This window comes from Rhizobium lusitanum (assembly GCF_014189535.1).
Lineage (GTDB): Bacteria > Pseudomonadota > Alphaproteobacteria > Rhizobiales > Rhizobiaceae > Rhizobium > Rhizobium lusitanum_C.
Genome location: NZ_CP050308.1, coordinates 3,688,578 through 3,702,035 on the forward strand (window position 1 = coordinate 3,688,578; position 13,458 = coordinate 3,702,035).

Genomic DNA, 13,458 nt, shown 5'->3' on the forward strand with positions numbered 1-13,458 from the left:
GCCATGACGGCTTGTTGGTTAGATATGCCGGCCGATATCGTCGTTGGAATCGTCGACATCCGGATCGGCGGGGCCGTTGATAGTGAAGGTGCCGTATTTGCGTGCCCAGGAGCGGGCGCCGAGCGGCAGCGACAGCAGGTAGGCAACGACAGTCACCACCATGACATGCCAGGTGTAGCTCATCAGCAGCGCTACATAGACGACGATTGCCAGCATGGCCGGCAGCACGAGATCGCGGCGAATGCCATTGCCTGCCGTTTTGCCGGACCAGACGGGAAGGCGGCTGACCAGCAGGAAGCCGATCAGTACGGTATAAGCGGCACCCCAATAGGCAAAAGTCCTGGTGGGTTCCACACCCAGAAAACCGAGATAGACCGGCAGCAGCACCAACATGGCGCCGGCAGGTGCAGGCACGCCGACAAAGTATTCCGACTGCCAGTCGGCCTTATGCTCGCGTTCCGCCATCACGTTGAAGCGCGCAAGCCGCAGCCCAGCCGCGATGGTGTAGATCAAGGCTGCGATCCAGCCGAGCGAGCGCGCCTGATCCAGGAGGAAGACATAGACGACAAGCGCCGGCGCGACACCGAAATTGACGATGTCGGCAAGCGAATCCATCTGTGCGCCGAATTTGGATGTGGCCTTCATCAGCCGCGCCACACGTCCGTCGACGCCATCGAGGAATGCGGCAACCAGCACGGCAACCACGGCAAGTTCATAACGGTTTTCGAAAGCGAGACGGATGCCGGTGAGGCCCGCGCAGATCGCCAGAACGGTGATCATGTTCGGCACCATCAGCCGCAACGGAATTTCCCGGAGGCGCGGCCCGCGCGCCTCGTCATTGGGACCATTCGGCTCGAAGGGCGGAAAAGGCGTCTTCATCCTGCTCGTTTCCTTGGGGCTTAGCTGCGACGGCTGACGGTTGGGCCCTTCGGCGAGCCGAATTCGGCGATCACGGTTTCGCCGGCGATCGCCCTCTGACCGACCGCGACGCGCGGTTCGGCGCCTGCGGGAAGGAAGACATCGAGACGCGAACCGAAGCGGATCAGGCCGATGCGCTCGCCGGCGTCGAGCGGCTCGTTGACATTGACGAAGCAAAGGATGCGGCGGGCGACAAGGCCGGCGATCTGCACGACGCCGATTTCGCCGTGCTTCGTTTCGATCGTGAGGCCGTTGCGCTCGTTCTGCTCGCTCGCCTTGTCCAGCTCGGCATTGAGGAAGCTGCCCTGGCGATAGGCGATGTTGGTGATCCGGCCGCGCATCGGCGAGCGGTTCACATGGCAATCGAAGACATTCATGAAGATCGAAACGCGCAGCATCGGCTCGATGCCGAGATTGAGCTCGGCCGGCGGCGTTACCATCTGCACACCGGAAACCTTGCCGTCGGCGGGCGATATGGCGAGATCGTCGTCCTGCGCTGTCATACGCTCGGGGTCACGGAAGAAATAGGCGCACCAGAGCGTGAGGATCAGGCCGATCCAGAAGAGCGGCTTGAAGACCCAGCCCAGAACCAGCGATGCAACAAAGAAACCTGCGACGAAGGGATACCCTTCTTTGTGCACGGGGACGATTACGTTGCGTACGCTATTCAACAAGCTCATCGATGGCGGGCTCCTGTGACTACCAGTTGACGGTGACTACAGGCAAAAGCCGTCATGGGCAATGGTTTCGCGCATTCACCCCAGGTGAAACCGGTGGAGGCACAGGCGTGCCGTCGTTACTTCATTCCGGAAGGCGTGGTTTAGCGCGAAATGCCGCGCGGCTATGAGAGCCGTCGCGACTGCAGATGAACAAGCCGCCGGACACGGTCCGGCGGCTCGTCAACACTCGGTTTGTGTCCAAGCGGACGTTAGAGGCCGAGAGCGGTCCGCAGCTCTTCCCGGGCGGCCTCGTATTCTGTCTTGTAGTCCTCATGCGTGGTGATGGTCTGTGCAATGACCGTGCCCGCGATGCGGCCGGCCTCGATGTCGGTAGCGTAATGGATGCCGCCGACGATGCGGTTGTGGCCATACTCCCAGGCGCGGGTCATGATGGCGGCCTTCTTCTCCGGCACCATGTTCGAAAGCACGATACCCATCAGCGTCCCAAGCGTCGTGTGGCCGGAGGGGTAGGAACCGGACTTCGACAAAGGCACGATCGGCTTGACGAGGTCGCTGTAGAGATGCGGACGCGGGCGTTTCCAGACATCCTTGGCTGGATCGACCACGTCGCCTTCGGTTTCGACGATGCGATCGAAGAAGGCCGAGAATTTCGGCAGGTTTTCTTTCGTGAACTTCGGATTGTCGATAACGTCGGAGAAGCGCCAGACGTTTTCCTCGGCATCGGCAACTGCCCGGGCCGCCATTTCCGGAGTGCGGGTCACCTGCAACGTCAGGATTTCGCCCAGCTCGGCCTTCGTCTGGGCCGAGTCATTGGCAGGCGGTGGCGGCAGAAGGTTCAGGAGATTGATCTCCTTGGCATCGGCAAATGGCTTGGCGTCGTCGGCGAAAACCGGCGCGGCAAGACCAATGGCGAGAAGGAGCGTAAAGGTTCTGGCGAGATTGCGCATTCGGGGGGCCTCTTCGAATGAGTGACCGCTCTCGCTATCAAACGGGCATCTCAGTCTCATGACAGCCGCTTGCTTCAGCGCGCCGGCGCCAGCCGGTTGACGACGCCGAGGTCGTCGTTCTCGCGCACCTGCTTCAGATGTTCTTCGGCCTGCGTTGCCTCGCGCTGGCGGTTCCACATCGAGGCGTAGAGGCCGTTCTGATCCAGAAGGGCGGCATGGGTGCCGCGCTCGGCGATCTCGCCGCTTTTCAGCACGATGATCTCGTCGGCGCCGATGACGGTGGAGAGCCGGTGGGCGATGACCAGCGTTGTGCGGTTCTGCGAAACGACATCGAGCGCCGTCTGGATTTCCTGCTCGGTCGTGGTGTCCAGCGCGGATGTCGCTTCATCGAGGATGAGCACCGGCGGGGCCTTGAGAACGGTGCGGGCAATGGCGACGCGCTGCTTCTCTCCGCCGGAGAGCTTCAGGCCGCGCTCGCCGACCTTGGTCTCGAAACCCTCGGGCAACTGACTGATGAAGTTTCCGATCTGGGCGATCTCGGCTGCCGCCGTCACCTCCGCTTCACTCGCGCCGGGGCGGCCATAGCGGATGTTGTACGCGATGGTGTCGTTGAAGAGCACGGTGTCCTGCGGCACCATGCCGATCACCTTGCGCAGGCTCTTCTGCGTCACTGTGCGCAGATCCTGATCGTCGATGGTGATCGTGCCGCTCTGGACATCGTAGAAGCGATAGAGCAGTCGCGACAGGGTCGATTTGCCGGCGCCCGAGGGACCGACGACGGCGACGGTCTTGCCGGCAGGTACTTCGAAGGAGATGCCTTTCAGGATCGGCCGGGCGGCGTCATAGGCGAAATGCACGTCCTTGAAGGAGATGGCGCCGTGGCCGATGACCAGTTCCTTGGCGTCAGGAGCGTCGGTCACCTCCGGCTTGACTTCCAGAAGGTCGAACATCTCCTCGATATCGGTCAGGCCCTGGCGGATTTCGCGGTAGACGAAGCCGATGAAGTTGAGCGGGACGGAGAGCTGCAGCAGCATGGCATTGATGAAGACGAAGTCGCCAACCGTCTGGTGGCCGTTGAGAACGGCCCAGCCGGAGACGACCATCATGACTGTGGTGCCCAGGCCGAAGATCACGCCCTGGCCGAAGTTCAGCCAGCCGAGCGAGGTCCAGACGCCGGTGGCGGCCTTCTCGTAACGCGCCATCGACTGGTCGAAGCGCTTGGCCTCCATCTCCTCGTTGCCGAAATATTTGACCGTCTCGAAGTTCAGGAGAGAATCGATCGCCTTGGTGTTGGCGTCCGTATCGCTCTCGTTCATCGTCCGGCGGATGGAGATGCGCCAGTCGCTCGCCTTGACGGTGAACCAGATATAGAGCCAGACGGTGACCGCCGTGATGGCGAGATAAGAAAAGCCATAGCCGCGCCAGAAGATGATGGCGGTCAGCAGGAACTCGACGAAGGTCGGGAGGGTGTTGAGAATGGTGAAGCGGACGATCGTTTCGATGCCCTTGGTGCCGCGCTCGATGACGCGCGACAGGCCGCCGGTCTTGCGCTCAAGATGGAAGCGCAGCGACAATTCGTGAATATGCACGAAGGTCCGATAAGCGAGCTGGCGCACGGCATATTGGCCGACGCTGGCAAACAGTGAGTCGCGCAGCTGGTTGAGGCCGAGCTGGATGAGGCGCGTGACGTTGGTGGCGACGATCAGCGCGAGGGCGCCTACCATGAAGGCCGGCAGGATGCCCTGCATGTCCAGCTTGCCGTTGAGGGCATCGACGGACCATTTGAAGAAATAGGGGACCAGCAGCAGGAAGAATTTCGAGATCAGCAGGTAGACGGTCGCCCAGACGACCCGCATCTTCAGGTCCATGCGCCCCGTCGGCCACATATAGGGCCAGAGATTGACGAGCGTATTCAATGGATTGCTGGAATCCGCCGATATGGTTTTCTTGCGGTCTGCCATGTCCGTCTCCGGCGAATATGTGAGGCAGCCGGGCAATGGCGCGTGCTCGCGCAGCCTGGCTGGAAAGGCCCCGTCGGATCATGATCAGGGCAATGGGGTTGGAGGCAGGCTTATACCATTTTTATGGCGGGTAAAAGCAATGGCCAGGCGCTGATTGCGCCTGGCCATATCGTGTCGGTTTGTCGTGAAAGGTCGCCCTTTACAGATGCTCGCCCGAAAGCCGCTTACGGTGCAGCTCTTCCGCATTCGGCAATGCGTCCTTCGGCAGGCCGAAGACTTGGCCCGGCAGGATGCGGTCCGGATTGTTGATCTTGTCTTCGTTGGCGATATAGATCGTCGTGTAGCGCACGCCGGCGCCATAGATGCGGCGGGAGATCTGCCAGAGCGTATCGCCGCGGCGGATGATGACCGCATTGGTGTCCTGCGATAGCGGCGCCTGCTCAAGGGTCTTCGGGCCGCCATTGGAGGCGGCTTCAGCGCTTGCCGGCGGCGCTGTCTTGGGCTTGGCGACGGCGGCGATCATCTGCTCGAGATTGGGCAGCGCATCGCCAACCGACTTCGGATCCTTCGGCAAGGCCTGCAGCGCGGACAGTGCCTTGAGCGCCGCGTTCGAGGCATCCGTGGCCGCCTGTTTCAGCGCTGCATTCGCATCGATCGTAGGACGGAATTCCGAAAGGGACTTGAGCGCGATTTCCGTGCCCGAGCGGGCGGCGGCGAGTTGTTCGGCATTCGGCAGCTTTCCGTCTGTGAACAAGCTCTTGAGCAGGGCGAAGGCCTTGCCGGCATTCTCCGTCAGCTTGCGGAGCTCGCCTTCATCAAGCGGCACCATGGTGTTGGCAGCACTGCTGGTGCCGGCGGCCGGTGTCTGCGCCGCGACGGTCAACTGATTGCCTGCGGGGCGGGTGAAGTTGACGCTGGTGCGCACCACCACGTCGCCATTGTTGCCGAGGACATCGACACGGATCTTGTGGTCGCCGACCGCCAGGGGCAACGTGCCGTCGACGACGAAGTGCCCGTCGGCTCCGGCGGTGATCTCGCCGATCAGCTTGTCGTCGGCATAGGCGCGGACCTTGGCGTTCGGCTTGGTCGTTCCGGCAACGAAGATCCGGTCGTTCTCGATCTCGACTGCATTGACCATCACGTCCGGCTCGCCACTGGATGTTGCGGCAGGCGGGGTGGCAGCATTGCTACCGACTGCAGGATTGGCAGAGGCAACGGCGGCATTATCCTGCGGTTTGGCGTCGGTCGTAGTCGCGGGCGCATTGGTCGTCGTCGCCGGCTCGCTCGGAGTGACGCGTCCCTGCTTGGCCGATGGCGCGGTGATGATGCGGCTTGCCACGCCGGGCTTGGAGACCATGGCGAGAAGCTGGCTCTTGTCGTCCTTCGGAACTGAAACGGTGGCGACTTCTTCCGATGTCACGGCCTTGCCGTCCTTGCCGGTCGCGCGCAAGGCCAGTTCATGGTCGCCGGGTGGCAGCGGGTTTTCGAGCACGGCCACGAAATCGCCGGTAGGCCCGACCTGGGTCGTGGTCACAACCTTGTCGCCGTCGACGATTTCCAGCTTGGAATTGGGCTCGGCCGAGCCGGCAATGACGGTAGAACCGTCGGGCTCGACACGCAGCACGTCGAAGGACGGCGCAGAAGAGTCTGCTGCGGCCTGTGTCTGCGGTGCTGCCTGACCGGTGAGCGCCGCGAGCGCTCTGTCGATTGCAGCGCCGGCATCGGCAATATTTTCCGGAAGCGACTGGATGATGGCGAGCGCCTTGCCGGCGCCATCATGCGTCGTGTTGATCAAGGCGGTGGTCACGGCGTCCGCCCCTTGGGGCGCGGCAAAGCCGACGATCGCCTGCAGCGCCGTGATCGCCTTCGTCTTGGTGGCCGCGAAAACATCCTCGCTCGGGCCTTTGCCGTCCTTGAAGAGCGCCTTAAGATCGGCGAGGGAGGCGGCAGCCGTGCCGCTGAGGTCCGCGAGCTTCTTGGAGACATCGGCGGCATTGATTGCGGTCGCGGCAGCGTTCTGCGTTGCTTCGCTTGCCTTTTGCGCCGCATCATCAGCTTTTTGCGCACTCTCCGTGATGGTGTTCTTCACCGTGTCACTGGCCTGATTGACGGCATCGCCGATCGGCTTTTTGTCGCCGTTGATGCGCGGCATCACAAAAAAGACCATCAAGAGTGTTGCAATTACCAGCACCAACAGAGCCAGCCAGCCGGCACGGTTCTTCATCATCATTCATCTCCAAGCGGCGGCATCGTCCCCACTCTTGAAATTGCTAACGATTTCGCCTGCTTTTACAAGCTTTCTCAGCCATTTCCGCATGTTCTGGCACAAGTTTTCCTTTGAAAATTCTTGACTGAGCATCTGCAGCATAGTTGTTTGCATTCATGACCGACGATTCTGCACCAATTCAATCCATTTGCGTCTATTGCGGCTCCAGGCCGGGACGCGATCCCGCCCACATGGCCGCAGGCCGCGAGCTTGGCAAGCATATCGCCGAGAGCGGGCTGCGCCTCGTCTATGGCGGCGGAACGAAGGGCATCATGGGCGCTGTGGCGAGCGGCGTCCTGTCAAATGGCGGCAAAGTCACCGGCATCATCCCGGAGTTCCTCGTCGATATGGAAGCGACGCGTCATTCGCTCGGCCAATTGGACGAACTCATCATAACCCCGGACATGCATACGCGCAAACACGGCATGTTTGAGCGCGCCGACGCCTTCGTCGCGCTGCCGGGCGGGATCGGCACGCTGGAAGAGATCGTCGAGATCATGACCTGGGGTCAGCTCGGCCGTCACGAAAAGCCGATGGTCTTCGCCAATATCAACGGCTTCTGGGACCCGATGATGGAGCTGATCCGCCACATGACGGAAGAGGGCTTCATCCATACGTCCCACCGTGTCCAGCCGTTGGTCATCGACAAGATAGCCGACATCATCCCGGCGATCCGCAAACATGCCGCCGAAGTGCAGGGACCGCGCGATGGCGAAGTGGCCGTTATCTCGAAGCTCTGATGGTAGACAGGACTTCGGTGTCAAGTATCGAAGCTTGCTGACCGAATGCGATCGGTTAACATACGGCTCAGTTCTATCTTGAAATGAGAGATCTAACATGTGGCCGATCTTCAAGACGTTGTTATCTGGCTCGAAGTTGTTAAACGTGACGGCTGGCGAGATCGTTCTCGCTACTTCACAAGAAAGCGGTGTCTCCCGCCACTCGTTTTTCGAATGGCGTGTCAAAGAATCCATTGATAAATCCGACGTCTTTATCGCGGTTAAAATGCGGCCCGACAGCTATGCAGGACCGGAAGGCTCCGTCAAAAATTATATCAACTTCGATGTTGATACGGCCATTAGGCTTCGCGATAGCTTGAATGAGTGCATCGAGTTTGCGCGCAAATATCAAGAGGCTCGCGTGGGTGCCTCGGATAGCAACGCTAACGAAATCGCGTAATTGCGGTCAGAGGAGCGGTTTAGCTACCCTGCATGATGTCTAACGCGCCCGGCTCTGGCGCAGCATTGACCAGCTATAAAGCACCAGCCCAGCCCAGATCAGCGAGAAGGCGGTCATCTGCGTTGTGCCGAAAGGCTCCTTGAACAGGAAGACGGCGATGAGGAAGATCATCGTCGGCGCGATATACTGCATGATGCCGATGGTGGAGAGCCTGAGCAGCTTCGCCCCATTGGCGAAGATCATCAGCGGCAGGGCGGTCACCAGGCCGCAACCGAGCAGAAGCGCCGTATCCGAGATGCCCGTGCGGTAGAGATGGCCTTCGCCGCGCGCTTCCAGATAGAGAATGTAAAGTATCGCCGGGATGCAGAGCAGCAGCACCTCCAGGAAGAAGCCTTGGTTTGCTCCAACCGGCAATGTCTTGCGGAAAAAGGCATAGAAGCCCCAGGATAAGGTCAGCGTCAACGCCACCCAGGGCACGGTGCCGGCCTCGATGGTCAGAAGGACCACTGCCGCCGCTGCAAGGCAGATCGCGGCAATCTGCAGCGGTGCCAGCTTCTCCTTCAACAGCACGGCGCCGAGCGCGATACTGAACAGCGGATTGATGAAATAGCCGAGCGCCGCATCGAGCGAATGTCCGGCGCTGATCGCCCAGACATAGGTTCCCCAGTTGATGGTCACCAGCGTCGCCGTCAGCGACGCCATGGCGACCGTGCGTGGACTGCTGAGCGCCACCTTGATATCGCCCATGCGGCCGAGCGCTAAAAGGACAATGCCGGCGACGGGAACGGACCACAAAATTCGGTGGGCGACGACCTCTATGGCGGGAATATGCGCCATAGTCTTCATGTAAAGTGGCAGAACGCCCCAGAAGAGATAGGCCGTCAGCGCGAAGCCGAAGCCGCGAAGGCTGTCTCCATTCTTGACGTCAGGTGCGACCGTATCGGTGGCCATTGGTGTTTCCCGCCCATGTTGTTTTATTTGGGACGGGATTACTCCAAAGCGTGACGCAGGGCCAATTCATTTCCTTGACGGCATGGTCAAGGTTTTTGATGAACGGCGGATCACTCCGCCGCTATTCTGCCCGCCATATGCCGGTTCTTCATCAGCTTGTAGATGACCGAATCCATCAGCGCCTGGAAAGAGGCGTCGATGATGTTTTCCGAAACGCCGACCGTCCACCAGCGCACGCCGTCGCTATCCGTGGATTCGATCAGGACGCGGGTCACGGCCCCGGTGCCGCCATTGAGGATACGCACCTTGAAGTCGGCCAGTTCCAGATCATCGATCTCGTGGTGGTATTTGCCGAAATCCTTGCGCAGCGCCAGGTCGAGCGCATTGACCGGGCCGTCGCCTTCGGCAACCGACATGATGGTCTGGCCGTCGATGATCATTTTGACCACCGCTTCCGAGACGGTCTTCACCCGGCCATGGGAATCGAAGCGGCGCTCCACCATGACACGGAAGCCGTCGACGGCGAAGAAGTCCGGAATGGCGCCGAGCGTGCGGCGCGCCAGAAGCTCGAAACTGGCGTCGGCACCCTCGTAAGCGTAACCGGTGGCTTCCCGTTCCTTGACGATCTGGATCAGCCGGTCAAGCTTCGGGTCGTCCTTGCCGACTTCGATGCCGCGCCGCTTCAGCGCATTGATGAAGTTGGACTTGCCGCCCTGGTCAGAGACCATAACCTTGCGGAAATTGCCGACAGTTTCCGGCGGCACATGCTCATAGGTGCGGGGGTCCTTCAGCAGTGCCGAGGCGTGGATGCCGGCCTTGGTCGCAAAGGCGGAGGCGCCGACATAGGGTGCCTGGTGGTCCGGCGAACGGTTCAGCAACTCGTCGAAGGCGTGCGACAGGCTGGTCAACCCCAACAGCCGTTCGCCATCGATCGTCGTTTCGAAACGCTCGCTATAGGTTCTCTTCAATGCCAGCGTCGGGATCAGCGTGATCAGGTTGGCATTGCCGCAGCGTTCGCCGATGCCGTTGAGCGTGCCCTGGATCTGCCGCACGCCGGCTTCGACGGCGGCAAGCGAATTGGCGACCGCCTGGCCGGTATCATTATGGGCATGAATGCCAAGACAGTGCCCCGGAACGCCCTCAGCGATCACGGCTTCGACGATGGCGCGCACTTCCGGCGGCTGCGTGCCGCCATTGGTGTCACAGAGCACGACCCAACGCGCTCCGGCCTCGTACGCCGTCTTGGCGCAGGCGAGTGCATAGGTCGGATTGGCCTTGTAGCCGTCGAAGAAATGTTCGCAGTCGACCAGCGCTTCCTTGCCCGCGCCGACAGCCGCGTTGACGCTTTCGGCAATGCTTTCGAGGTTCTCCTCGTTGGTGCAGCCGAGCGCGACCTTGACGTGATAGTCCCAGCTTTTGGCGACGAAACAGATGGCGTCGGCCTTGGCCTGCAGGAGGGTCGCAAGGCCCGGATCGTTGGAGGTGGAAACGCCGGCGCGCTTGGTCATGCCGAAGGCGACGAAGGACGCCTTCTGCGTCCGCTTCTCGTTAAAGAAGGCGGTGTCGGTCGGGTTCGCACCGGGATAGCCGCCCTCGACATAATCGAGGCCGAATTCGTCCAGCATGGTTGCGATCGAAATCTTGTCCTCGACGGAAAAATCGATGCCGGGCGTCTGCTGCCCGTCGCGCAAGGTCGTGTCGAAGAGATAGATTTTTTCGCGTGTCATACTGTTTCCTCCGGCGAGCCGGTTTCTTCTTGCTCAGTCACTTCCTCTCCTCACCCTGAGCTTGTCGAAGGGGCGGGGAGAGGTATCGTTCAGGCTCGGATCTTCCCTGCAAACTTGTCCGTGGCGCGGATCAACTGATCGAGGATGCCAGGCTCGGAATAGGCATGGCCTGCGCCTTCGATCAGATGAAGCTCCGCTTTCGGCCATGCCTTGTGCAGCGCCCAGGCATATTTTGCCGGGCAGGGCATGTCGTAGCGGCCATGAACGATAACGCCGGGAATATCCTTCAGCTTATAGGCATCGCGCAGCAGTTGGCCTTCGTCCATCCAGCCGGCATTGACGAAGAAGTGGTTTTCGATGCGCGCGAAGGCATGCGCGAATTCCGCGTCTTCGAACGGTGTGCTGGTTGAAGGGTCCGGCAGAAGGGTGATGGTCTCGCCTTCCCAGAGCGACCATGCCTTGGCGGCCTCGAGACGGGCCGCCTTGTCCTCATGCGTCAGCCGGCGGTGATAGGCGAGCATCATTTCGTGGCGCTCTTCCGGCGGGATCGGCGCTATGAAGCGCTCCCATTTGTCCGGGAACATTTCCGAGACGCCGAACTGATAGTACCAGTCGAGCTCCGCCTTCGTCAGCGTATAGATGCCGCGTACGACCAGTTCCGAAACATGCCCCGGATGGGTTTCCGCATAGGCGAGCGCCAGCGTCGATCCCCAGGAGCCGCCGAAGACCAGCCATTTGTCGACGCCCGCCATCTCGCGCAACCGCTCGATATCGTCAACCAGATGCCAGGTCGTGTTGGCTTCCAGCCCTGCATGCGGCGTGGACTTGCCGCAGCCGCGCTGGTCGAACAGCGTCACGTCGTAGAGCGCCGGATCGAACAGGCGGCGATGGCTCGGCGAGATGCCGCCGCCCGGGCCGCCATGCAGGAAGACGGCGGGCTTGGCGCCAGGCGTGCCGGCTCGTTCCCAATAGATGACATGGCCGTCGCCGACATCGAGATGGCCGGAGGCATAGGGTTCGATTTCCGGATAGAGCGTACGCAAGGCTTCCGTCATATTTTCAGCCCTTCCGAAGGCCAGATGTCGGTGTCATGGTCTGGGTGCTGGAAGGAGATGATCCGCTCTTGCTGGGCATAGAAGTCCGGATTCTGATGCACTGGCTGCTGGAATATGGTTTCAACCCAGGGCAGGCGCGAGGCGTGGTTCACCTGGATCTGCGGTGCCAGATCGTCGCGCTCGTCGAAGGCACCAATGGCGATCTCCACCCCGCCGGGATGGCGATAGGTCAGCGGCGTTCCGCAATTCTTGCAGAAGCCGCGTTCGATGTTGACCGAGGACTGGAAATAGGTCGGCTCGCCGCGCGTCCATTCCAGATTGCCATCCGGTGCCGTCACCAGGGCGGAGAAGAAGCTGCCGAACTGCTTCTGGCACATGCGGCAATGGCAGATCGAGGGCCGGCCGAGTTCACCGCGAATGCGAAACCGCACCGCGCCGCACTGGCATCCTCCGCTTCTGGTGACTTCAGTCATGGCTCTTCTCCTGTGGCCAGGTTTGGGTATCGTGATCGGGATGCTGATGGTTGGACAAGCGGATCGCCTCGGTGCGGTCAGCCTCGTCGCCATCCGGTTCCACCGGAAGTACATCCAGCGCATGGAACCACGGCATTTTTCCCGCGAGATTCGATTGCGCGACGGGCTGCACCGCCATCGGCTCGTCCAGCGAGCCGAGCGTCACATTGATCGAATCCGCGCCCGGAATGTCATAGAACAAAGGCGTGCCGCAGGTGCCGCAGAAGCCGCGGCGTACGAGATCGGATGAATGAAACCACGAAGGCTCGCCGCGCGTCAGCTCGAAATCCGTAAGCTTGGCGCTGCCCAGCGGTAGGGCGTAATTGCCGGAGGCCTTCTGGCACATGCGACAATGGCAGAGATGCGGATAGCCGAGGGCACCGGCGGTTCGATAACGAACCGCGCCGCACTGGCATCCACCACTATATCCCGCCGCCATCGTCATTGACCTGTCTCCAATGGCCATGCTGCCGTATCGTGATCCGGATGCTGGTAGGACACAAGCTCCAGCACAAACGGCGCCTGTTCCGCATCCTCTTCCGTGCGGTGGCCCGGTAGCAGATGCAGCCCGTCAACGAAGCTGATCTTGCCCTCCGTGCCGAACTGCACCACCGGCGGCAACAGCGACGGATCATCGAAGGCGCCTGCCGCAACCGCCACGCCATCCGGCGCCTCATAGGTCAGCGGCGTGCCGCAATCACCGCAGAAACCGCGCTCGACGAAATTCGACGACCGGAATGTCTTCCGCTCCCCCCGCGTCCACACAAGTTCAGCGCCACGCGTCGAGACCAGCGGTGCATAATAGGCACCGAAAGCTTTCTGACACATCCGACAATGACAGATCGACGCGTCCTTGAGTTCGCCCCGCACTCGGAAACGAACCGCACCGCATTGACAGCCGCCGGTGTAAGTCGAGACAGTCATGCCTTATCCTTTCCGAGGACAATGAGGATATGCATGCAGACATTGTCGATGTCCCGGAGGATATCGTCATTCCAGAATCTGAGAACGGTCCAGCCGTCAACTTCTAGACGGCGGGTGCGAACCTGATCATAGATTTGATCATGCTCTTTACCGTGCTGGGAACCGTCGACTTCGACAATGAGCTTCTCGGCGGGGCAGGCAAAATCAACGATGTATCCAGCGATCGGCAATTGGCGGCGAAAGCCAAGACCCATGAGACGGTGCGCGCGCAACTCATTCCAGACGCGGAGTTCGGCGTCCGTCATGACTTTGCGCATGCGGCGGGCATTGTTTCGTAT

General features: G+C 60.9%; 14 protein-coding genes. 2 read left to right on the plus strand and 12 right to left on the minus strand.

What is annotated here, in order from left to right; genetic code table 11:
- Positions 1–18: 18 nt before the first annotated feature.
- The 5 genes from pssA to HB780_RS31630 form a co-directional block, all read right to left on the minus strand.
- Entirely contained in the window at positions 19–879 is an 861-nt protein-coding gene (pssA, locus tag HB780_RS31610) for a CDP-diacylglycerol--serine O-phosphatidyltransferase (RefSeq protein WP_183692280.1), read from the minus strand.
- Positions 880–899: 20 nt separating this feature from the next.
- Entirely contained in the window at positions 900–1,598 is a 699-nt protein-coding gene (locus tag HB780_RS31615; RefSeq protein ID WP_183692283.1) for a phosphatidylserine decarboxylase, read from the minus strand.
- Positions 1,599–1,846: 248 nt separating this feature from the next.
- A complete protein-coding gene (locus HB780_RS31620; protein WP_183692285.1) occupies positions 1,847–2,545 on the minus strand; it encodes an acid phosphatase in 699 nt (232 codons plus the stop codon).
- 74 nt (positions 2,546–2,619) lie between these two features.
- Entirely contained in the window at positions 2,620–4,506 is a 1,887-nt protein-coding gene (locus tag HB780_RS31625) for an ABCB family ABC transporter ATP-binding protein/permease (RefSeq protein ID WP_183692287.1), read from the minus strand.
- Between the two features lie 199 nt (positions 4,507–4,705).
- Positions 4,706–6,733, minus strand: a complete 2,028-nt coding sequence (locus tag HB780_RS31630; RefSeq protein ID WP_183692290.1) for a LysM peptidoglycan-binding domain-containing protein — start codon at positions 6,731–6,733, stop codon at positions 4,706–4,708.
- Between the two features lie 155 nt (positions 6,734–6,888).
- Between HB780_RS31630 and HB780_RS31635 the strand changes: the two genes are divergently transcribed.
- Complete coding sequence (locus HB780_RS31635; protein ID WP_183692292.1) at positions 6,889–7,512, plus strand: LOG family protein; 624 nt, start codon at positions 6,889–6,891, stop codon at positions 7,510–7,512.
- Positions 7,513–7,609: 97 nt separating this feature from the next.
- The gene (locus HB780_RS31640; RefSeq protein ID WP_183692295.1) at positions 7,610–7,951 is read left to right on the plus strand and encodes a hypothetical protein; all 342 of its coding nucleotides are present in this window, start codon (positions 7,610–7,612) and stop codon (positions 7,949–7,951) included.
- 39 nt (positions 7,952–7,990) lie between these two features.
- Here HB780_RS31640 and rarD read toward each other — a convergent pair whose 3' ends face one another.
- The 7 genes from rarD to HB780_RS31675 form a co-directional block, all read right to left on the minus strand.
- Positions 7,991–8,902, minus strand: a complete 912-nt coding sequence (gene rarD, locus HB780_RS31645) for an EamA family transporter RarD (RefSeq protein ID WP_183692297.1) — start codon at positions 8,900–8,902, stop codon at positions 7,991–7,993.
- Positions 8,903–9,012: 110 nt separating this feature from the next.
- The gene (cimA, locus tag HB780_RS31650; protein WP_183692299.1) at positions 9,013–10,629 is read right to left on the minus strand and encodes a citramalate synthase; all 1,617 of its coding nucleotides are present in this window, start codon (positions 10,627–10,629) and stop codon (positions 9,013–9,015) included.
- 89 nt (positions 10,630–10,718) lie between these two features.
- Positions 10,719–11,684 carry a prolyl aminopeptidase gene (gene pip, locus HB780_RS31655; protein ID WP_183692301.1) on the minus strand — a complete coding sequence of 322 codons (966 nt, stop codon included), beginning with the start codon at positions 11,682–11,684 and terminating at the stop codon, positions 10,719–10,721.
- Positions 11,681–12,157 carry a GFA family protein gene (locus HB780_RS31660; RefSeq protein ID WP_183692303.1) on the minus strand — a complete coding sequence of 159 codons (477 nt, stop codon included), beginning with the start codon at positions 12,155–12,157 and terminating at the stop codon, positions 11,681–11,683. The genes pip and HB780_RS31660 overlap by 4 nt, the downstream gene beginning before the upstream one ends.
- The gene (locus HB780_RS31665) at positions 12,150–12,641 is read right to left on the minus strand and encodes a GFA family protein (RefSeq protein ID WP_183692306.1); all 492 of its coding nucleotides are present in this window, start codon (positions 12,639–12,641) and stop codon (positions 12,150–12,152) included. The genes HB780_RS31660 and HB780_RS31665 overlap by 8 nt, the downstream gene beginning before the upstream one ends.
- Positions 12,638–13,120, minus strand: a complete 483-nt coding sequence (locus HB780_RS31670; protein ID WP_183692308.1) for a GFA family protein — start codon at positions 13,118–13,120, stop codon at positions 12,638–12,640. Before HB780_RS31670 ends, HB780_RS31665 begins: the two co-directional genes overlap by 4 nt.
- Entirely contained in the window at positions 13,117–13,437 is a 321-nt protein-coding gene (locus HB780_RS31675; RefSeq protein ID WP_183692310.1) for an endonuclease domain-containing protein, read from the minus strand. Before HB780_RS31675 ends, HB780_RS31670 begins: the two co-directional genes overlap by 4 nt.
- Positions 13,438–13,458 lie beyond the last annotated feature (21 nt).